Here is a 19,612-nt window from a genome sequence, read left to right as displayed (position 1 = left end):
GATGCGGTGGTGCGAGGATCAGAGCTTGCCTTCGGCGAGCATCTCGCGGGTGCGCGTCAGTGTGGATAGCAGGGCGGCCTTGTAGCCCTTGTCGCTGTCGAACTGCGCCTGCTCGGCCTGTTCCTCGGGGCCGTTCGGCGCCTTGTCGCGCAGCCCGAGGTAGCAATAGAATTTCAGCTGAAGCTCGCCCGCTTCGTCCTCGAACAGCTCGTTGATGATGGCGCCTTCGCGCGGCCCGGTGGCCTGGAAGAAGGTGACCTTGCGCTGCGGCTCGAGCGTGATGATCTCGCGCAGGTCGGCGCCGGCGATCGTAGCGTCGCGCACGAAGTGGGTGGCGCTCTCCTCCGTGACGTCGCAGCGGGTGCACAGGCCGGCCGGAAGGAACAGGCGCGCGTCGCGGGCCTTGAGTTCGAGGCCCTTCCAGACCTGCTCGCGGGTGAGCTTGGTTTCGCCTTCGGGGTTCACCGGGACGGTGGCGGTCGAATAGATCATGGCAATGGTCCTTGTAGGGATGATGGGAATGGAAGCGGTCAGCCGGCGATCTGCGCGACGTAATCGCGATAGGAGCGCAGCGGCCGGCCGAGCAGCGCGGTCAGCCGGTCAACGTCGCCAACCTCGGGAAGCATGCCGTCGGTAATGAAGCGCTCGGCCATCAGGCGCATGTCGAACGCCATCCAGCCCGGCATGAACTGGCGCATGTTCTGCTCGAACCCGGCGGTGTCGTCGCCCGGATAGGCGATCGTGCGGCCGAGGACATCGCTCCAGATGGCGGCGGCGCTGGCGCCGGTCAGCGTGTCGGGTCCAACCAGGTTGATGCGGTTGAGTGGAAGCGGCGTGGCGGACCGCTCGCGGCGGATCAGCTCGATCGCGGCGATCTCGCCGACATCGCGGGCGTCGATCATCGCCAGGCCCTTGTCGCCGATCGGCATCGGGTAGATGCCGTAGCCGGTGATTACGTCTTTAATCGTGATCTCGTTGTCCATGTAATAGGCGGGGCGCAGGATGGTGGCGCTGAGCCCCATCTGCTCGATCATTCGCTCGACGCCGAACTTGCCCGCGAAGTGCGGCACGTTGACGTAGATGTCGCTGTGGATCACCGACAGATAGACGATCCGCTCGATCCCGGCTTCGCGGGCGACGTTGAGCGCGATCAGCGCCTGGGTGAACTCGTCGGCGACGACGCCGTTCAGCAGGAACAGCGTGGAGACGCCCTTCATAGCGCCCCGCAGCGAGTCGACGTCGAGCAGGTCGCCCTGAACGACTTGAACGCTAGCCGCAAAGCTGGCCTTGGACGGATCGCGAACAAGTGCGCGCACATCGGCGCCGCGCTTGACGAGTTGTTCGACGACATTGCTTCCGACATTGCCGGTCGCGCCGGTTACGAGAATGGTCATGGTGTTGCTCCTTGAGTTCAGTTGTTTGCTTGTTCTCAAATTAGCGATCCACATTTAATGCGATAGACGCTATATCTGGACAGACCGTCTCACTAGTGGAACAGATCATGGATCTTCTTGCCCTCGCCGATTTCAACCTGGTCGCTCGTCATGGCGGCTTCGGAAAGGCATCCCGAGCCGCGGGGCGCCCCAAGGCCACACTGTCCCGCCGCGTCGCCGAGCTTGAGGCCAGCCTTGAGCTTCGCCTGTTCGAGCGGGGCGCACGCGACCTGAAGCTGACGGAGGAAGGACGGGCATTGTTCGAGCGGACAGGCCAGCTGCTCACCGAACTCGACGAGACGGCTACGGCGATCGCCTCCGGCGGACATAGCCCTCGCGGCAGGTTGCGGATCAGCGCGCCTTTGCTCTTTTCGCAAACAGCGATGGGGAAGGTCGCCGCCAGCTTTACACTGAAATACCCGGAGGTCCGGCTCGAGGTCACGACCGAGGACCGATCCGTCGACATGATCGAGGAAGCCTACGACCTCGTAATCCGGGTCAATCCGGCGCCGGATGAAAGCCTGGTCGGACGCATCTTCCTGCACGATCGTCTGGTCGTCGTAGCGAGCCCGGACCTGACGCCGCCGGAAGACGGCTCCGCTATTCCGGTCGTGGTGCGTGGACCAGCCGGCCAGGGCGACGCGTGGAGCATGGTGACACCGACCGGAAAGACAAAAATCGCAGTCAATCCGGTGCTGAGTCTTTCGTCGCTCGTCATGGTCCGAGACGCCGTGCGAATGGGCGTGGGCGCCGCGCGCCTTCCGGTGTCCCTCATAAGTCACGACCTCGCCACCGGTACGATGGTGCGCTGGGGTGATGTGGAAGGATCAGAGATCGCGCTGTGGACTCTTTATCCCACGCGCCGTTTGCTGAGTGCTCGTGTATCGGCGTTCCTGGATCACCTGAAGGAGGCTTTTCCGAAGGGGACACCCGACGAACTCGCGGCCTACGTCGGGAGATGATGACCCGTCCTTGCCATGTCAGCGGAGTCGACCTTGGGCATGTCCGGGGTTCAAAACCTGTGCAGGTAAGGACGGTCAAAATCATTGACCCGCCTCGCTCGATCTCCTGGGCGGTTGCTTCGGCGCCGACTTTGTCGTGAGCCAGATATCAAACTCAAAGGTCTCGATAACGGAACGGAATCAATGCTCTAACCACACGAGATTTCTGATCGTTCTAGTTTTCTGATCAAACGACACATTCATCCGTGTCCAGCCCAGGTCCGAAGTTCTGGCGCAAGTTAAACATGCCAACCGCCATGTCGCATTAGCTGGTTTTTCCGGAGCGCGTCGACGCTCTGTCCAAGAAGCGCTGAAATTCTGACGCGCGGCACTGGGGCCTTCTACTTCCTTGTTTCGGCAGTATAGCGCAATTCCTCGAACCGGTCGTGGCAACCCTGCCAGCTGACGCGGGGATGAACGGCCAGAACACGCGCCTCGGTGCGATAATCCGTAAGCGCTGTTTTTATCGCACATTGACCAAGCGAGTTCGGCCGTTATGAACACGACCGCCGTGAGAGAGATGGCATGATTGCATGAAAAGCGGCCATCTATTGATGTCCGTTTTCTTCTGCAAAGCTGGTTGAAACGATCTTTCGCGTCGGCCGATAACCTAAAAGCCCCTGACTTTCATAAAGTCGATGAATGCCCGAACAGATGCGGCCATGTGAGAGCGTTCCGAATAATAGAGGTAGAAGCCGGGGAAAACTTTGCAAAACGGTTCGAGGACTTGCATGAGTTCCTTATTTTCCACGAAGGGCCCCACCAGGTCCTCAATGAGGTAGGCCAATCCAATCCCCTGACGAGCCGCTGAAAGCAGTAGCTCCGTATCGTTTATGGTCAGTACGTTCTCGACATCAACATCGAGGACGCCATCGACACCTTCGAACCGCCATGGGTACAGGGCTCCAGTGCTTTTCCATTTGTATGTGAGGCAAAAGTGGTCCTTCAGATCGGCCGGAGCCTGAGGCGGCGGCCGATTGGCAAAATACGAGGGTGCGCCCACAACCGCCATTCGCAGATCGCGGGTAATGCGCACCGCGATCATATCGCGGCTGATTTGCCCGCCAATCCGAACGCCTGCATCGAAACCTTCTGCAACGACATCCGTGATATCGTTGTCTACCACGAGATCAAGGCGGACCTCCGGATAGGCAAGACGGAACTGCTGCAGTCTTGGCAGGACCGCAATCTGCGCGGCAATGCTCGGTAGATTGACACGAACCACGCCCTTCGGCTCACTCTGATAGGCTCCGACCGCCGACACAGCCTCGTCCATCCCCATCATCATCGGCTTGATGCGATCGTAGAGGATGCTTCCCGCTTCCGTCAGACCGACACTGCGCGTTGTTCGATTGAGGAGGCGTATGCCGAGGCGGCTCTCCAACGAGCGGACGGTGCGGCTCAGCGCCGACGGCGATATCGCCAGCCGTTTTGCAGCGCGCCCGAATGCCCGCTCGTCGCAGACTGCGACGAAGGCCTTGAGTTGGGAAAATTCCGCCCCGTCCATTGTGATCCTTAAAAGCAATACCTCATGCCGAATTGATACCATATTCAATCACAATCGCCATGCTGCATATCTGTGCCAGAAGACGGATGGAGAGACCCGATACAATATCGGGACCGCAATCGCCTTCCGGAACGAGCGGAGATGCGACGATGAAACGCTGGGAAATTGATGCAATTGGTAGGCAGCGCCTCAGACTAAACGATGTCGAGGTGCCGAGACCTGGTCCGAAAGAGGTTTTGATAAAAGTGAACGCGGTCGCGCTGAATTACCGCGACAAGATGGTCGTCGAGACAGGGCGCGGACTTCCTCTCAAGTTCCCATTCACGCCCGGCTCGGACCTTGCCGGTGAAGTCGTTGCTCTCGGAGAGGGCGCTGCCCGGTTCAGGCTGGGATCGAACGTGATCTCGACGGCAACGCCAGACTGGATCGACGGTCTGCGCGCGGGTACTGCCCGAACGCCTGCCTATCAGACTTTGGGTGGTTTTTATCCGGGTGTGCTCGCCGAGTACGTCTCGATGCTGGAAGACTGGTTTGTCTCGGCACCTGAGACACTGACTACCCGGCAGGCTTGCACACTTCCAGTGGCTGGCCTCACGGCCTGGTTTGCGCTGGTCGAGCGGGCGGGAGTCCGAGCTGGCGATACAGTCCTAATCCCGAGCACTGGCGGCGTTGCTCTGTTCGGTATGCAGATCGCAAAAGCTAACGGTGCGAGAGTGATCGTCTGTGGTCAACCTGAATACGAGTGCCGCGCGAAGGCTCAGGGCGCAGACCACTTCATCGACGCAGACACCGACTGGATGGAAACCGTCTACCAGTTAACTTCGGACCGAGGCGTGGACGTCGCCCTGGAGGTTATTGGCGGCAAGCATCTCGGGCAATCCATCCAGGTCACGACGGTTGGCGGTCATGTCTGTCAGATCGGCGCGCTCGACGGCTGGGACATCAGTGCACCAGCTATGCCCTTGATGCTCAAGGACATAACTGTTCACGGCATTGGAACCGGGAGCAGAACGGCGCTGGAGGGCTTCGCTACAGCGCCGTGCGTCCTTTAGGACGCACAAAGGACGCTGTAAGTTATTGAATCTGCGCATCGTGCTTTCCGAAAATCGATTCCGATTTTCGGGCCGATGCTGTAGAGTGATCGATCAGACACGTATCGTCCCTGTTGTTGATTCTTGCTATTCTCTGGTCGATCTTCCAGCAGCCTTCGACCATTTAGATCGAGGAGCATTTGGGAAGATCGTCATCGACGTAGCCGAATAGAAGATGCCGCAGTCTGCAGTTGGATCACCTATACCAATGTCTCAAAAACCACCAATGCCTCGGCTGTGGATCGCAGCATTTCCCGATCGCCGGTCGCGCCGGCTGTCACTTGGCACTTAATTATGAGAACCCCATTTCAATGATTTCAGATAGATAGGCTGGCGGTCGAGATGGCGCGCGACGACGCCCTTGAGATGATCCCGTTGTTCCGGTGTGGTCGCCTCGATCCGCGCGATGAGCTCTCCCGCGCGAGCGTCGAGGATTGCGAGGCCGTCGCCTGGAAAAGTGCTTCCGCGCGCGTCCTTCGGAAAGACGATCGCGCCATGCTGGGCGGTGAACGTTGCCGTAAGGCTGTGCGACCCATGCTTGTATAGCTGCTGAAGGTATTTGCTTCCGTTAGATGTCGGAACGTCGGCAGCGGCGACGTACGGTGCGGCCTTCATGTCAGGCTCTCACCATCCCGGTTGCGGAAGCGCGTTGCCGCCAAGGCGATCAGCACCGCCGCCGGCAGCACTACATGCGTCCACTCGCCGTGCACCGCGAGAGTCAGGACGGCCGAGCCCATAACAAGCGCCCCGAGTACGGCGCCGGCCGCCCGGGTCTTGCGCGGCAGGAGGAGGCCCGCGCAAAGCAACTCGAGCGCTCCCGTGATGTAGTGAAACCATGCGGGATATCCCCAGCGGGCGTAGTCCGCCACGATGGATGCGGGCGCAGCTATGTTCATCGCGCCGCCAAGAACGAAGAAGGCCGACACGGCCCATGCCAGGATCCGGCGCCAAGCAAACTTGTTCACACTCACTGTCCTTCTGTTGGCGGCAGGTCCGCAGGGCGGGCGCTTATTCGGACCTATCCAGCCCTAAACGAGCACTCAGTCGTCTCTCGAGTGGATATGCTGTTTCAAAATACTGATATAAAGGAGTGCATCACGAACGGACTGTTTCTCGGAAGGACGACAATGCAAGATTTAGATGCGCTCCGGATTTTTGCTCGGGTCGCCGAGATGGCGAGCTTCACGAAGGCCGCGAAGAGCCTTGGCATTCACAAGGGCCGCGTCTCGACCGCGGTACGCCAGCTTGAAGCGGACGTTGGTGCAGCGCTGCTCCATCGGACAACCCGCGCGGTTCAACTGACTGAAGATGGCCGTGCGTTCTACACCCGTGCCCGAGACCTGCTTGCAGACGCCGAAGATCTTCGGACCATGTTTGCGAGCGAGCACACCTCGCTACGCGGCAGACTGCGTGTCGATCTGCCCACCGAACTTGCGCGCTCGACCCTCATCCCTGCCATCCCGCAATTCATGGCGGCGCATCCAGAACTCGAACTGGAGATATCGAGCACGGACCGGCGCGTTGATCTCGTCCAGGAAGGCTTCGACTGTGTCGTGCGGATCGGCCCGGTTGTCGATGAGACCCTGATCGCGCGTCCGATCGGCGCGTTGCGGATGGTCAATGCGGCGAGTGCGGCCTATCTCGCCCGGCGCGGCACGCCTCGCACGCTCGAAGACCTTGTGAGCCAAGGCCACGCCATCGTTCATTACACGCCGACGCTGGGATCGAAGCCGTTCGGCTGGGAGTATCCGGACGGGGACAGTTACTCGTCGCTGGCGCTCCCGGGCGCGCTGGGTGTCAACAGCGTCCAAACTTATCACGCAGCGGGAGTCGCTGGCGTGGGTCTTGTCCAGGCGGGATTGGCGGCAATGTCGCCCTATTTCGAGAGCGGCGAGATGGTGCAGATTTTACCTGATCTTCCGCCTGAGCCGCTGCAAGTCTGGTTCGTGGTGGCGCATCGTCGAAACATGTCGCGGCGGGTGCGCGCCCTCATGTCCTGGATCGAGGCGACGATGGCGCCGTACCTGGATGGAAGTTCAAGCCCGCGCGCCTCGATGTGATCGCGAGGGAATGACGCCAGCGTAGAAGGACTCCCACCGGCTGGGCAACATATCGCCAGATGCCGTTTGAGCGTGATCGCCGCCTTTCCAAAACGTCCAGACGCTATGGCGTCGAGCCGGACGCCAAGCTCATTGGTCGAGATATGAGAAACAATCCGTTCTGATTGATGGGATTTATACCGGATTAAGAAAATATTAGATCGGAGCTGAAGATGCCCGATCAGTGAGCCTGTCTCGGGTCGAAACAACAACGCCCCAGGAGGCCAATATGAACACGCCAGCAATCAACACGGTCGTCGTCTATCACTCCGGCTATGGCCACACGCATCGGATGGCCGAAGCCGTCGCCGAGGGCGCCGGCGGAACGCTGCTGGCCATCGATGCCGAAGGGAATCTTTCGGATGAAGGATGGGCAGCGCTTGATGCTGCAGACGCGATCATCTTCGGTGCGCCGACCTACATGGGAGGTCCGAGCTGGCAATTCAAAAAGTTCGCTGACACCTCCTCCAAGCCCTGGTTCGCCGACAAGTGGAAGGACAAGATCTTCGGCGGCTTCACCAACAGCGCCAGCATCAACGGCGATAAGCTCAACACGCTTCAGTACTTCGTGCTCCTCGCCGGGCAGCACGGTGGCTTGTGGGTCAGCCTCGCGATCAAGCCCGCTAACGTGAAGGCCTCGAAGCGCGACGATCCGAACCGGATGGGCTCGTACATCGCGCCGATGGCGCAGTCCGACGCCGACGCTGCTCCGAGCGAAATGTCGGTGGGCGATCTTGAGACCGCCCGCCTCTATGGCGCACGCGTGTCGCAAGTCGCCCGTCAGTTCGCTGCCGGCCTGAGTGCCGGGTCAAATCCTTCACGGCCTGAGGAGGTTTGACCATGGATATTGGCGCCCAGAATTTGCTGATCGGCGGGCGATGGACCGCAGCGGAGAACGGAGGAATCTACGAATCCCTCAACCCGTTCACCGGGCAGGTGGCGACGCGGGCGGCGGCAGCGACGGTCGACGACGTCGACCGGGCTGTTGCGGCGGCGCATCAAGCCTTTGGCGGGTGGGCCGCGCTGGCACCAAGTGAGCGGCGGCGATACCTTATGGCGGCCGCGGAGGCCGTCGAAGCGCGGCTCGATGAGCTGTGCGAGGCGGTCACGCATGAGATGGGCGGGCCGACCGCGTGGGGCAAATACAACGTCAAGGTTCTTGCCGAGAAGCTTCGCTACGCGGCCGGCGCTGCCTACCAGGGACTGACGGGAGAGGCGATTCCCTCGGACAATCCGGCACGCACCATGATCGCCATTCGCAAGCCCGCCGGCGTGGTTGCGAGCATCGTGCCGTGGAATGCGCCTGTCCTGTTGGTCGGGGCGTCGGTCCCGGCGGCGCTGGTCCTTGGCAACACGGTCGCCATCAAGGCGTCGGAGCAGACGCCGCGCACGCATGGGCTTGTCGCCGCGTGCTTCGAGGACGCCGGCTTTCCGCCTGGCGTTGTCAACCTCATCACGAACGCGCCCGAAGATGCCAGCGGCGTGGTCGAGGCGCTGATCGCTCATCCTCTCGTGCGCCGGGTGCATTTCACCGGTTCGACCCGCGTCGGCCGGATCATCGCCGAGAAATGCGCCGCCCACCTCAAGAAGGTGGTGCTGGAGCTCGGCGGCAAGGCGCCGTGCATCGTTCTGGCCGATGCCGATCTCGACCGGGCGGTCAGCGCAGCAGCGTTTGGCTCCTTCGCCAATTCTGGTCAGGGATGCCTGTCGACCGAGCGCATCATCGTCGACAAATCGATTGCAGAGGAATTCTGCGATCGACTTGCCGCCGTGGCCAGGAAAGTCGCCTACGGTGATCCCCGCAAGAGCGACATCGTGCTTGGCCCGGTGATCAATGACGCCTCCGTCAAGCGGCTGAAGGAATTGGTCGATGATGCGGTCGCGTCCGGCGCGCGGCTGCTTGCAGGCGGCACGGCCGATGGACGCTGCTTCGCACCCACGGTGTTGAGCGGCGTGACCCCCGCGATGCGGGTCTATCAGGAGGAGTCCTTTGGGCCTCTCGCTTCGGTCGTATTCGTCGACGGCGCTGAAGAGGCGCTGCGGGTGGCGAACGACAACGACTACGGATTGTCATCGGCCATCTTCAGTCGCGACGTGACGTCCGCTCTCGATCTGGCGAAGCGCCTCGACGTCGGGATGTGCCACATCAACGGGACGACGCTCGATGATGAGGCGCAGATCCCCTTCGGCGGCGTCAAGGACAGCGGATACGGCCGGTCCGGCGGCATGATCGGGATGGAAGAACTGACCGAGGTGCAGTGGATCACGATCGAAGGGTCCAAAGCGCCGCGTTACCCGATCGCAGAATAGCATTTAGGGCTCGCGCCCCCGTTCGGCGCGGGCCCTTTTCATGTCCATCAGTGCCGTCCTGGTCCGGCACATTTGAGGATTGAGCAAGGTCGGTGCCGCTATTTCCCAAAATCGAAAAGAGTGGCGACGGTGCCGGATCTCGTCTTTGATCTGCGGTATCTGAGATATGCAATTCTCGTTGCCGAGTACGGCAGCTTTCGGCGCACCGCAGAAATTCTCAAAAAAGGGCTGACGATCTTCGGTTTTCGCTCTAGGTGCAGTATAGGTGCAGAGAGCGTCGGCTAGAATTGGCGGCAAATGTGCGGGTGTGGTGGAACTGGTAGACGCGCCGGATTCAAGATCCGGTTCCGAAGGGAGTGTCGGTTCGATTCCGACCCCCGCACCACCTTCTTCAAGTCCATTCAGTGTCGAGTTCGAGTCCGGTTGGGCTCGCCGGAGTCGAAGAATATACGAACTTCGACCTGCCAATTCCGCCAAGTTGCGTAAGCGCGATCGATTGAGAGCAGAGAGAAACGCCGCGGCCGGCGGGACGGTGCCGGCCCTCCGGGAGCGTGCAGTGATCTTGGTGGAGAAACTTGGCGAACCTGTCGTCGGCGAATTGATCTGGAAAGGTCTCGTCCGTTCCTGAAGATGATGGTTGGAGACTCGAATGGCCACAATGATGTCGTGCGCATCGATCGCGGTGCAGAAAGGTATTTGGGGCGCCATCCGCCGGGTCTGAATTGTTTCTCAACCAGGAACGGCGCGCGGAAGGCCGGCACGTTCCCGATGGGACGCGTCCGGGAAGGTCCATATGGGCGGTGTGAGCCGAGCATGAGAATCGGATCGGGATGCGGATACTGTGAGAGGATGCAAAGACTGGAACTGATCGCCGATTGAGCTTCATCAGGTCGGTGTAAGGCTGACTGGTCGTGAAACAGTCGGCATTAAGAACCGTCCCATTTCTACGCTATAGTGTCCTACTTACCGCCGACAGAGGCCAAACGTCTTCCAATATCTATCGAAGTCCTACAGTTACAGAAGATGTTTCAGTTTCTGCGGGAAATAGGCACCATGATTTCAGATCAGGAGGCGGGAAAAGGCAACGCGCCCTTGCAGATTGGCCATCCTCGTCAAACAAATGAGAGCGAAGGGACTGGAGCAAAATTCACTCCGCCGCCGATTCTCTTCAAGCGGATGATACGTCGCCCGGAACTGCGCAAGATCGTGCCGCTCGCGGATACGACGATCTACGAAATGGAGCAGCGCGGCGCGTTTCCCAGACGCTTCTTCCTAACCCCGCGATGTGTGGTGTGGGACTTGGCCGAGATCGAGGCGTGGGTCAACGAGAAGCGAAGAGAGTCGGAAACGGAAACCATACAGCGTCCCCGCCCGGATGTTCGCAAACGCAAGGCTCGACCCGTCAGGAAGTCTCGTCCGCCGGAATGAACTGCATCGTAGGAGGAAAGAGCGTGGGGATGCGTTTGCGGCCCTCCACCCAGGAATCGATCATATCCGCCCACTCTTGAAGCATGTGCTGCCGCTGCGGCCCATACTCGGCCTTGTTGTAAACACCGCGCGACGAACGGCCCTCCTCATGAGCGAGGCATTTTTCGATCCAGTCGCGGTTGAAGCCCAGTTCGTTCAAAAGCGTAGATCCGGTCCGACGCAGATCGTGGACCGTGAAGGGGTCAAGCGGCAGTTCCTGCTTTTTCGCGCGGACAACAACAGCAGTCGTGATGCGGTTGAAGGTTGCCCGCGACATCGGTGCGTCAGCGTCGTAGCGTGACGGCAGAAGATAGCGCGAGTTACCGGCGCAGGTCTTAAGCGCAATCAGGATGTCGAGTGCCTGTTGGGACAGATAGACGTTGTGCGCCTTCGACCGCTTCATCCGCTCTTTCGGAATCGTCCAGACGGCATTCTCAAAATCGACCTCATCCCATACGGCATCCTGCAGTTCGCTTTTTCTCACCATTGTGAGAAGGATCAGGCGGAGGCCAAGGCGAATGGTCGGAAGGGTCGGAACATGCTCAAGCTGCTGGAGCATGATGCGGATCTCGATAGGTGAAAGCGCCCGGTCCTTGGGCTGAAACGTCGCGATCGACGCGGGGCCAACTTCATCGGCCGGGTTCGGCACCTTCTCCCCATGCAGGATGGCGAAGGCGAAAATCTGTTTCACGATGTCACGAACATGGATGGTAGTGGCCGGCGCTCCCCGCTCCTTTACCTTGGCGCAGAGCTGCCGAAGGTCGTCTGGCGCTATCTCCGTCAGGAGTCGATTTTTCCAAACCGGGAGAATGTCGCGATCGAAAATGGACTTGCGCATCGACCGAGTGCTCTCGGCCATCCGAGCTTCCTTGAACCATAGCGTGCCGACGGCGCCGAAGTTCCGGGCAATGGCCTGGCGACGCTTCTCGCGCTGTCTCTCATGGGCGGGAGATACCCCTTCAGCCACCAGCTTGCGGGCGGCCATACAACGCTCGCGGGCTTCGGCGAGCGTGATGCCGTCATTGCCATAATGGCCAAGGGTCAAGGTCTCGCGTCGGCCGTTGAGCCGATAGTCGTATCGGAACGTGATCCTGCCCGAAAGGGCGATGGAAACATACATACCGTCACGGTCCGTGACCTTATAGATTTTGTCTTTTGGTTTCAGCCTCTTAATGGCCAGGTCGGTGAGCATGGGGATGGCCTCACTCTTTAATATTTTTTTCTGCCATAAGCGTTTGATTTTATTGTAGAAAATTTTCATTTTCGCACCAGGCGCCGCGAATGAGGCCGTCAAAAAGTTGGCCTATTGATTTTACTGGGTTTTTAGCAACCGTCGGCCAGAAAAAATTCTGTGAACTATCGATACCTATCGGCCATTTCGCGGGCACCGTAAGCGGCAACAATCGAAGCTAGCACTTCTAACAAAGTACCGTCAGGACTTACGAATCAATACGCTGATTTGACCCCTGTCATCCGAGGGGCGAGGCAGCCACAGGAAATTTCAGGAGCCAATCGGCAAAGGATCGGTCCCCTCACTGAGGATTGCAAGATAGCGACGGTAGCTGAACACCCTGCCCCGCTTGCGACCGGTGATCTCCTCAAGGATGCCCATCTTCTCCAGATCAGCCAAGGCCGCATTTACCGTCGGTGCCGACAGGCCCGTCTGCCGGACAAGCTGATTGGAACTCAGGAACGGGTTTTGCTGGAAGAGATCGTGGATGCGCAGCGCGGATCCGCCACGGTCACTTTCGGTCGTGATCCGCTCGCGGTCCTCTTTGAAGAGGTCGACAATTCGGGTGGCGGCCTCGAAAGCCTGGTTCGCCGTTTCGGCCACCCCGGCGAGGAAGAAGTCGAGCCAGGCTTCCCAGTTGCCGTTTTCCCGCACCTCCTGTAGCAATCGATAGTAATCGGCACGATGCGTCTTCAGATAGAGGCTGAGATAGAGCAGCGGCTTGCGCAGCACTCCGTTGACGCAAAGGTACAGCGTCACCAGTAGACGGCCGATGCGGCCGTTGCCATCGAGGAACGGGTGGATGGTCTCGAACTGGACATGCAGCAGCCCGGCCTTGATCAATGCCGGAAGACGCGAGGTATCCTCGTGCATGAAGCGCTCCAGCGCATCGAGGCAGGCATCGAGTTCGGTGACGGGCGGCGGCACGTAGAGCGCATTGCCTGGGCGCGAACCTCCGATCCAGTTCTGTGTGCGGCGAAACTCGCCAGGGCTTTTTGTGCCGCCGCGTCCGCTTTGCAGCAGCCGCGCATGCATCTCGCGGATCAGGCGCAATGACAGCGGCAACTCTTCCAGTCGCTCCAGCCCATACATCATCGCATCGACGTAGTTCGACACCTCGCGGATGTCGTCGATCGGCTCCCCAGCCTGAGCCTCGGTCTCGAAGCGCAGAAGATCGGTCAGTGTAGATTGCGTCCCCTCAATCTGGGACGAAAGCACTGCCTCCTTGCGCACATACATGTAGAGGAAGAGTTCCTGGCGCGGCAGCAGCATGGTAATGCCGTCCAGTCGCCCGAGCGCGCGTTCGGCGAGGCTCAGCCGGTCCAGAAGCCCCAGCACGTCGATCTGCGGTTTCGGCGGTAGTGGCGGCGGAACGAAGGCATGCACGATCTCACCCGCCACGGGGGTTTCGGCGTATCGACCAAGACGCTGATTGGGTTCAGAATCGCTCATGGGGCCATTATGTCAGCGCGACACTATTTAAACAATCCCGCCAATACTTTAATAACGAATTCACTAACTTAAGCGGGCTTAAATAGGCTCGTCGCTCTCGGTCAGTGCGGCGCATCCGGCACCACCAGCTGTTCGCCTTCAGCAGTCTTGATCCATCGCATCCCATGGGTACCGAAAGCGTCACTCGGCTGCGATCAAGAGCCAACAGAGTTGGGAGAGAAAAAGGACCGACATTCGACGACGGTCCGGCAACGAGCGTCTGACCAGACCTGGATCCGGCGCAACTTCACCCCGGCTCTGTATTGCGCTTGAGCAGGAGTCCATCACGGCCGCACAATAGCTTTGATCAAGGCCTCGCGGTCCTCGGCCAGGGCAGAGAACCGGGTGGGCAAATCAGCCAGGGAAAGTTCTGCCGACAAGAGAGCGTCGGTGTCGATGGCTCCGGTCCGGATTGCGTCCATGACTCGCTCGAAATCGGATTTCAACGCATTGCGGCTGCCGATGATCCGGGCCTCCCGTTTGTGGAATTCGGCATCCTCAAAGCTGATCCGGTCCTTCACGATACTAACCAGCACATAGCTCGATCCATGGGCAAGCAGTGGAAAGCCGGCCTCAATGGCGCGCGCGGAGCCGGTGGCATCGAAGATCACATCGAAACCATCAGCCAGATCGCCGGCCAGAACCGCAGCAGAGTCCTCATGCAGATGCTTGAAGCCGAATTTGTCCGAGGCCAGTTGAAGGCGCTTTCGGCTGAGGTCCAACAGATGAACTTCGACCCCTTGCAGCCGCGCGAACAGGGCCGTTCCAATGCCGATCGGCCCCGCGCCCGTGACCAGAACCCGGTCACCCTGGGCAATTCCGGAGCGCGCAACGGCATGTGCACCTATCGCCAGGAACTCCACCATCGCGGCCTGAACCTCCGACAGCCCTTCGGCTGCGTAGAGATTGTTGTGAGGAACTGCAATTCGCGCACAAAGCCCACCATCGCAATGCACGCCAAGCACTTGAATCCGCGTGCAGCAATTAGGCTTGCCCCGAAGGCAAGCGCGGCAAGTGCCACAGGACACATAAGGATTGATAACGACCAGTGTCCCGGATTTCAGCTCCGCGGTAGATTCCACAACGCGGCCGGAAAGCTCGTGTCCGATAACACGGGGATATTCGAGATAGGGATGCTTGCCCTGAAAGATATGGTAATCCGTGCCGCACAACCCCACGGCGCAGATATCGACCAAGGTCCAGCCCTCGGGCGCGACCTGAGGCAGCGGCGCCTCGCGCAACTCGAACGTCCCTGGCTCGACACAGGTGCCGGTAGTCATAGTGCGCGCCTCAATCTGATCGATAATTGTCATTGCAGCCTCTCTCGATTGCGCAGCGCCCAGTCCTCGGGCAGCGCCCCCTTGATGATCAGGCTGAGCACGTCGTCCTTGGAAACGTCGTCTATGCGATACGATCCCACACTGTGGCCGCGGTTCATGACGACGACGCGGTCGCATAGGTCGAAAACGTCGTGCATATCGTGGCTGATCAAGAAAATGCCTACGCCCTCCTGCCGCAGTTGCTTGATCAATTTGCCGACCATCGCCGTTTCCGCCGGACCAAGCGCTGCAGTGGGCTCGTCCATGATCAGAACCTTGGCATCGAAATAGATCGCGCGGGCTATGGCGATCACCTGACGCTGCCCGCCGGACAGACGCGAAACCGCGTCGCTCAGGTTGCGGAAATTCGGATTTAGCCGGGCAAGCACCTTCCGGGTTTCCTCCATCATCCGCTTGTCGTCCAAATTGCCCCAACGGGTCCGCAACTCCCGCCCAAGAAACAAGTTTGCCGGCGCATCCAGATGATCAGCCAGGGCAAGGGTCTGGTAGATCGTTTCTATTCCAAAATCGCGCGCATCGTGTGGCGAATTGATCTCAACCGTCTTCCCACCCACCCGTATCTCGCCTGCGCTCGGTCGCATGGCGCCCGACAGGATGCGCATCAGGCACGACTTCCCCGCGCCGTTGTGGCCTAGAACACCAACCACTTCGCCCGGATGAAGATCCAGCGACACCCCGTTCACCGCATGAATTCCGCCGAAATGTTTCTCGATCGCGATCATTTCCACCAAAGGCGTCATGGTCCTGCTCTTTGTCCTCATCTCAGTCGAAAAAGTCCGGGCGGCGGCGCGTGCAACCGCCCGGATGGCCCGTCAGTAAAGAACGTTCTTCGCTTCAGCCGAGTCGAGATTCTCTTTGGTGACATAGACGACGCCGGTATCGATCTGAGGCTCGACTTTCTTACCGGCGATCAAGTCGACCACGGCTTTGACACCCAATTCGCCCATCTGGAACGAGCCCTGGACAAGCGTACCATTCAGCACACCGTCCTTGACAAAGGCCTGAAGGTCTTCATTGCCGTCAAAGCCGATGGCCGCGACCTGTCCGGCCTTGCCCGATTGCTGGAGCGCCCGCCCCATGCCCACTGCCGTGGGCTCGTTGGCGCCAAAGATGCCCTTCAAGTCAGGATTCGCGGCCAGCACGTCTGTGGTCTGGTTCAGTGCGGTTGCCATCTGCGACTGTGAATAATAGGGGCCGACGATCCCGATCTTCGAGTTCGCCTTGATCTGCTCGACAAAGCAGCCAACGCGCCCAATTTCCGAGCCAACGCCTGCGACATAGGACATGACGGCTACCTTGCCTTCACCGCCGGTCAGTTTGATCATGGCGTCGGCGGCCAGTTTGCCCGCCGCGCAGTTGTCAGTGGACAAAAAGGTCTGGAACGTGCCCGCCCCATCTTTCCCGAGCGCCGAGTCGATGATGGCGACGGGGATGCCTGCCTCGTTGGCACGCTTCACGGCCGGGACCAGCGCGTCCGGATCGGAAGGCGCCAAGACAATAGCTGCGACGCCGCGGTTCACCGCATTATCGACAAGGTTCACCTCGTCGGCAACGGCAGATTCCGCTGCAGGCCCGTCGAAGGTCAGCGTGTGCCCGGTTCCCTCGATGGCAGCCGAGGCGCCTTTGTTTACGTTTTGCCAGAAGTTGGAGTTGGTGGTCTTGACGATGACGGCTATCTCGCCCGCCATCGCTCCGGCCGGAAGCGCCATAACGGCCCCAATGGCAAACACGGTTTTCAAGGTAATCTTCATGGTTTCTCCTCCCAGGTTGAAGACTGCTGCTGAATTCATCTGCGGCTACGCAACTGGTCGACGAATACGGCCAGAATGACAACGAAGCCGATGATGATCTGCTGGATGAAGGCCGAGACGCCGGCCATGTTCAAACCGTTGCGGAGCACTCCGATAATGAAGGCGCCGATCATGGTGCCGGAGATCGTACCTACGCCGCCCATCAGCGAGGCTCCCCCGATCACCGCGGATGCGATTGCATCGAGTTCATACATCACGCCCTCGTTCGGCTGCGCGGTGACGAGGCGCGACATCAAGATGTTGCCTGCAAGCCCCGCCAGCGCACCTGATAGGACATAAGCAGCGATTTTGGTACGGTCTACGTTGACGCCGGAGAGACGCGACGCCTCTTCATTCGAGCCCGTAGCGTAGAGATGACGGCCGAGTGCGCGGCGGCGCAGCATGAACGCCGCAGCAACGGCTACGATCAGAAGCACAATCGCCGGATAAGGTATGCCGGGAAAGATCACCTTCGAAAGGCCGTTCGGCTGCTTTTCGACAAGGCGAAACAGCGCGCCATTGCCCAGGCGCCCGAAAGCCTCGCCCAGTTGCGAAATGGGGGCGGCGCCGGTCAGTTGCAGGGCCGTGCCACGCGCGATGAGCATCATTCCAAGCGTCGCGACGAATGGCGTGATCCGCATCTTGGTGATGACCAGTCCGTTCGCCAGCCCGCATAGCGCGCCCACGGCAACTCCCGCTGCCATGCCTGCCGGAACCGGCATACCGGCCTTCACGAGCATGCCCGTTACCGTTCCCGACAGGGCCAGAACAGAGCCGACGCTCAAATCGATGCCGCCGGTGATAATCACCATCGTCATGCCGATCCCCAGCACGCCGATGACGGAAGTCTGAAGCAGAACGGTCAGGCCGTTATTGACCGACAGAAAGGCGGCATTTCCGAAGGCGAAGATCGCAATCAGCAACGCCAGTGTCAGCAGTGCCGAAAGCTTATGCAGTGTCTCGCCACTGGGGCCGCTTGCGCTGGCGACGGCGCGCACTTCGCCTGAAACAACCGACATAACGCTCCCCCTCGTTTCGGTTTAGAATTATTAAGAACAGGATTGACCTGCACGAAGGCTACTGTCAATTGTTTTTAATTATTGTCTGAAACCCAGCTTTGCTGGCACAACGCAGGTGAAATCTTGGCCAGAACGGACGAACGCTTTCGCGAAGCCTACAATGCATTACTGGACTATTGCGGGACGCTGGTCCCAGGTGCCCAACTTTCCTCGGAGGTGGCGCTGGCCAAGTATCTGGAGGTTAGTCGCACAGTGGTCCGCTCCGCTCTCAATAGGCTGCGGACAGAGGAGTTCATCAAGTGGGAAGGGCGCGAGAAAACCTTGCTTCGTCAGCCCGCCCCACAGGATTGGCTATCCGTTGAGCCCGACCAGGTATCGACCGAAGAATTGGAACGTCAATTCCTCAACTGGGTTCTGCGCTTCGATGTACCGCCCGGCACTCCGCTCAACGTGACAGAACTGAGCCGCAAGTTCCGCGTGCCGGCCCATAGCCTGCAGGAGTTTCTGGCTTCGCTTAGCCGGTTCGGCCTGGTGCAGCGCCGGCCCCGCGGAGGATGGCAACTGGGCGGGTTCACCCGCGACTTCGCCATCGAGCTGTCGGACTTCCGCATCATGTTGGAACTGAACGCCGTATCGCAGCTCGTAGCACTATCCACCGACCATCCCATCTGGAGCCAGTTGGCGGCGCTCGAAGTCGAGCACCATCGATTGGCTGAGGACATCGACAAGCGTTACCACGATTTCTCTCTACTCGACGAGCGGTTCCACACGGCGATCGGCAGCGTCGTTCGCAACCGCTTCGTGGCTGAATTCCAGAAGGTCATCACCCTCATTTTTCATTACCACTATCAGTGGGACAAGAAGGATGAACGTGAGCGCAACTTTGCGGCTATCGGCGAACATCTTCGCTTGATTGAGGCACTTACCGATCGTAACGAGGCGGGCGCAATGGCCGCCGCGCGCGATCATCTGCGCACATCCAAGCAGACGCTCCTGTCGTCGCTGCGCAGCCACGCACTGGTCTAACGACACCGCGCGGTCTTGCCGATCTCATTTCATACAGTACTGCCTCCCCGCTGGACTGGACCACCGCGATCAGCCCGAGAGCCTCCAGTTCTGCATGTTTTTTATTATTGCAGACATATCGCTGCCGGCGGTCACAGCGCGAAGCTTCGGAAAACTCCGCGCTGCGGATCGCGGGGGATCAGCTATGCGTAATTCTCGTACCCAAAACCTTCAGGCATTCGCGCATGAAAGCGGCAAGGCCGGTCCAACCCTTGGCCGAGACCATGTTGCCGTCGACATAGGCCTCGGTCGGCTTCACGTCGATATAGATGCCGCCGACGGCCGTCACCTCGGGTTCGCAGGCGCCAAGGCCGGCGACTTTCCGGCCTTTTAGCACGCCCGGGACCGCCATCAGGATCTGCACACCATGGCAGATGGTGAAGATCGGCTTGTCGGTTTCATGGAAGTGGCGGACCATATCCTGCACGCGCTTGTCGGTACGGATATATTCCGGGCCGCGACCGCCCGCCGCATAGACGGCGTCGTATTCCTCGACCCGCACCTCGGAAAACGTCTTGTTGATGTCGGCGTAATGGCCGAGCTTTTCCGTGTAGGTCTGGTCGCCTTCAAAGTCGTGCAGCGAGGTCTTGATGCGGTCGCCCGCCTTCTTGTCCGGGCAGACGACATGCACCGTGTGGCCGACCGCTTCCATTCCCTGCTGGAAAACGAAGATCTCGTATTCCTCGGTGAACTCGCCGGTCAGCATGAGGATTTTCTTGCCGCTCATGTCATATCTCCTGTTATCATGAAATTCGTGGTGCCCGGCGG

Annotated in this window: 19 protein-coding genes and 1 tRNA gene; 8 read left to right on the top strand and 12 right to left on the bottom strand. The window is 59.8% G+C overall.

Annotation, left to right across the window (positions count from 1 at the left end):
• Positions 1–18: 18 nt before the first annotated feature.
• Both C5748_RS13435 and C5748_RS13430 read right to left on the bottom strand, forming a co-directional pair.
• Positions 19–492 carry an SRPBCC family protein gene (locus tag C5748_RS13435; RefSeq protein ID WP_105742435.1) on the bottom strand — a complete coding sequence of 158 codons (474 nt, stop codon included), beginning with the start codon at positions 490–492 and terminating at the stop codon, positions 19–21.
• 38 nt (positions 493–530) lie between these two features.
• A complete protein-coding gene (locus C5748_RS13430; protein WP_105742434.1) occupies positions 531–1,394 on the bottom strand; it encodes an SDR family oxidoreductase in 864 nt (287 codons plus the stop codon).
• 107 nt (positions 1,395–1,501) lie between these two features.
• On the opposite strand from C5748_RS13430, the gene C5748_RS13425 reads away from it, so the two are divergent.
• A complete protein-coding gene (locus C5748_RS13425; RefSeq protein ID WP_105742433.1) occupies positions 1,502–2,395 on the top strand; it encodes a LysR family transcriptional regulator in 894 nt (297 codons plus the stop codon).
• A gap of 649 nt (positions 2,396–3,044) precedes the next feature.
• On the opposite strand, the gene C5748_RS13420 is transcribed toward C5748_RS13425, so the two are convergent.
• Positions 3,045–3,941, bottom strand: coding sequence for a LysR family transcriptional regulator (locus C5748_RS13420; RefSeq protein ID WP_105742432.1), 897 nt, complete (start codon positions 3,939–3,941; stop codon positions 3,045–3,047).
• A 149-nt stretch (positions 3,942–4,090) separates the two neighbouring features.
• Here C5748_RS13420 and C5748_RS13415 point away from each other — a divergent pair, with 149 nt between their 5' ends.
• A complete protein-coding gene (locus tag C5748_RS13415) occupies positions 4,091–4,993 on the top strand; it encodes a zinc-dependent alcohol dehydrogenase family protein (protein ID WP_105742431.1) in 903 nt (300 codons plus the stop codon).
• Positions 4,994–5,320: 327 nt separating this feature from the next.
• Here C5748_RS13415 and C5748_RS13405 read toward each other — a convergent pair whose 3' ends face one another.
• Both C5748_RS13405 and C5748_RS13400 read right to left on the bottom strand, forming a co-directional pair.
• Positions 5,321–5,647, bottom strand: coding sequence for a DUF2218 domain-containing protein (locus tag C5748_RS13405; RefSeq protein WP_105742429.1), 327 nt, complete (start codon positions 5,645–5,647; stop codon positions 5,321–5,323).
• Positions 5,644–5,997: a DoxX family protein gene (locus C5748_RS13400; RefSeq protein ID WP_105742428.1), complete on the bottom strand. Its 354-nt coding sequence runs from the start codon at positions 5,995–5,997 to the stop codon at positions 5,644–5,646. The genes C5748_RS13405 and C5748_RS13400 overlap by 4 nt, the downstream gene beginning before the upstream one ends.
• 162 nt (positions 5,998–6,159) lie before the next feature.
• Here C5748_RS13400 and C5748_RS13395 point away from each other — a divergent pair, with 162 nt between their 5' ends.
• The 5 genes from C5748_RS13395 (at position 6,160) to C5748_RS13370 (ending at position 10,869) form a co-directional block, all read left to right on the top strand.
• On the top strand, positions 6,160–7,092 hold the full coding sequence (locus C5748_RS13395) for a LysR family transcriptional regulator (RefSeq protein ID WP_105742427.1): 933 nt from the start codon (positions 6,160–6,162) through the stop codon (positions 7,090–7,092).
• 268 nt (positions 7,093–7,360) lie between these two features.
• Positions 7,361–7,969 (top strand): flavodoxin family protein, encoded by a 609-nt coding sequence (locus C5748_RS13390; RefSeq protein ID WP_105742426.1) that lies wholly within the window; start codon positions 7,361–7,363, stop codon positions 7,967–7,969.
• 2 nt (positions 7,970–7,971) lie between these two features.
• On the top strand, positions 7,972–9,441 hold the full coding sequence (locus C5748_RS13385; RefSeq protein ID WP_105742425.1) for an aldehyde dehydrogenase: 1,470 nt from the start codon (positions 7,972–7,974) through the stop codon (positions 9,439–9,441).
• Between the two features lie 301 nt (positions 9,442–9,742).
• Positions 9,743–9,826: transfer RNA gene (locus C5748_RS13375), tRNA-Leu, on the top strand.
• Positions 9,827–10,494: 668 nt separating this feature from the next.
• Positions 10,495–10,869, top strand: coding sequence for a helix-turn-helix transcriptional regulator (locus C5748_RS13370; RefSeq protein ID WP_105742424.1), 375 nt, complete (start codon positions 10,495–10,497; stop codon positions 10,867–10,869).
• Here the strand turns inward: C5748_RS13370 and C5748_RS13365 are convergent.
• The 6 genes from C5748_RS13365 to C5748_RS13340 all read right to left on the bottom strand — a co-directional run bounded on the left by C5748_RS13365 (position 10,844) and on the right by C5748_RS13340 (position 17,779).
• Complete coding sequence (locus C5748_RS13365) at positions 10,844–12,100, bottom strand: tyrosine-type recombinase/integrase (protein WP_105742423.1); 1,257 nt, start codon at positions 12,098–12,100, stop codon at positions 10,844–10,846. The two genes, C5748_RS13370 and C5748_RS13365, sit on opposite strands and share 26 nt — an antisense overlap.
• Positions 12,101–12,409: 309 nt before the next feature.
• Positions 12,410–13,591: a Fic family protein gene (locus C5748_RS13360; protein ID WP_105742422.1), complete on the bottom strand. Its 1,182-nt coding sequence runs from the start codon at positions 13,589–13,591 to the stop codon at positions 12,410–12,412.
• Between the two features lie 323 nt (positions 13,592–13,914).
• Positions 13,915–14,910: a zinc-binding alcohol dehydrogenase family protein gene (locus tag C5748_RS13355; RefSeq protein WP_425350251.1), complete on the bottom strand. Its 996-nt coding sequence runs from the start codon at positions 14,908–14,910 to the stop codon at positions 13,915–13,917.
• Positions 14,911–14,939: 29 nt separating this feature from the next.
• Positions 14,940–15,710, bottom strand: a complete 771-nt coding sequence (locus tag C5748_RS13350) for an ATP-binding cassette domain-containing protein (protein WP_105742420.1) — start codon at positions 15,708–15,710, stop codon at positions 14,940–14,942.
• A gap of 72 nt (positions 15,711–15,782) precedes the next feature.
• Positions 15,783–16,679 carry an ABC transporter substrate-binding protein gene (locus tag C5748_RS13345; RefSeq protein WP_245429091.1) on the bottom strand — a complete coding sequence of 299 codons (897 nt, stop codon included), beginning with the start codon at positions 16,677–16,679 and terminating at the stop codon, positions 15,783–15,785.
• A gap of 77 nt (positions 16,680–16,756) precedes the next feature.
• Positions 16,757–17,779: an ABC transporter permease gene (locus C5748_RS13340; protein ID WP_105742418.1), complete on the bottom strand. Its 1,023-nt coding sequence runs from the start codon at positions 17,777–17,779 to the stop codon at positions 16,757–16,759.
• A gap of 123 nt (positions 17,780–17,902) precedes the next feature.
• On the opposite strand from C5748_RS13340, the gene C5748_RS13335 reads away from it, so the two are divergent.
• Positions 17,903–18,805 (top strand): GntR family transcriptional regulator, encoded by a 903-nt coding sequence (locus tag C5748_RS13335; RefSeq protein ID WP_105742417.1) that lies wholly within the window; start codon positions 17,903–17,905, stop codon positions 18,803–18,805.
• A gap of 178 nt (positions 18,806–18,983) precedes the next feature.
• On the opposite strand, the gene C5748_RS13330 is transcribed toward C5748_RS13335, so the two are convergent.
• A complete protein-coding gene (locus tag C5748_RS13330) occupies positions 18,984–19,571 on the bottom strand; it encodes a DJ-1/PfpI family protein (protein WP_105742416.1) in 588 nt (195 codons plus the stop codon).
• Between the last annotated feature and the right edge of the window lie 41 nt (positions 19,572–19,612).

This window comes from Phyllobacterium phragmitis (genome assembly GCF_002980495.1).
Lineage (GTDB): Bacteria > Pseudomonadota > Alphaproteobacteria > Rhizobiales > Rhizobiaceae > Paramesorhizobium > Paramesorhizobium phragmitis.
Note: the sequence above shows the minus strand (reverse complement) of the source record. Positions and strands in the feature narration are given on the sequence as shown.

Bases quoted from the DNA above. Each gene is read 5' to 3' on its own strand.
- C5748_RS13435 (WP_105742435.1), bottom strand. From the start codon at position 492: ATGATCTATTCGACCGCCACCGTCCCGGTGAACCCCGAAGGCGAAACC.
- C5748_RS13415 (WP_105742431.1), top strand. From the start codon at position 4,091: ATGAAACGCTGGGAAATTGATGCAATTGGTAGGCAGCGCCTCAGACTA.
- C5748_RS13430 (WP_105742434.1), bottom strand. From the start codon at position 1,394: ATGACCATTCTCGTAACCGGCGCGACCGGCAATGTCGGAAGCAATGTC.
- C5748_RS13420 (WP_105742432.1), bottom strand. From the start codon at position 3,941: ATGGACGGGGCGGAATTTTCCCAACTCAAGGCCTTCGTCGCAGTCTGC.
- C5748_RS13395 (WP_105742427.1), top strand. From the start codon at position 6,160: ATGCAAGATTTAGATGCGCTCCGGATTTTTGCTCGGGTCGCCGAGATG.
- C5748_RS13370 (WP_105742424.1), top strand. From the start codon at position 10,495: ATGATTTCAGATCAGGAGGCGGGAAAAGGCAACGCGCCCTTGCAGATT.
- C5748_RS13350 (WP_105742420.1), bottom strand. From the start codon at position 15,710: ATGACGCCTTTGGTGGAAATGATCGCGATCGAGAAACATTTCGGCGGA.
- C5748_RS13365 (WP_105742423.1), bottom strand. From the start codon at position 12,100: ATGCTCACCGACCTGGCCATTAAGAGGCTGAAACCAAAAGACAAAATC.
- C5748_RS13390 (WP_105742426.1), top strand. From the start codon at position 7,361: ATGAACACGCCAGCAATCAACACGGTCGTCGTCTATCACTCCGGCTAT.
- C5748_RS13360 (WP_105742422.1), bottom strand. From the start codon at position 13,591: ATGAGCGATTCTGAACCCAATCAGCGTCTTGGTCGATACGCCGAAACC.
- C5748_RS13355 (WP_425350251.1), bottom strand. From the start codon at position 14,910: ATGACTACCGGCACCTGTGTCGAGCCAGGGACGTTCGAGTTGCGCGAG.
- C5748_RS13385 (WP_105742425.1), top strand. From the start codon at position 7,972: ATGGATATTGGCGCCCAGAATTTGCTGATCGGCGGGCGATGGACCGCA.
- C5748_RS13340 (WP_105742418.1), bottom strand. From the start codon at position 17,779: ATGTCGGTTGTTTCAGGCGAAGTGCGCGCCGTCGCCAGCGCAAGCGGC.
- C5748_RS13330 (WP_105742416.1), bottom strand. From the start codon at position 19,571: ATGAGCGGCAAGAAAATCCTCATGCTGACCGGCGAGTTCACCGAGGAA.
- C5748_RS13405 (WP_105742429.1), bottom strand. From the start codon at position 5,647: ATGAAGGCCGCACCGTACGTCGCCGCTGCCGACGTTCCGACATCTAAC.
- C5748_RS13345 (WP_245429091.1), bottom strand. From the start codon at position 16,679: ATGGCGCTTCCGGCCGGAGCGATGGCGGGCGAGATAGCCGTCATCGTC.
- C5748_RS13425 (WP_105742433.1), top strand. From the start codon at position 1,502: ATGGATCTTCTTGCCCTCGCCGATTTCAACCTGGTCGCTCGTCATGGC.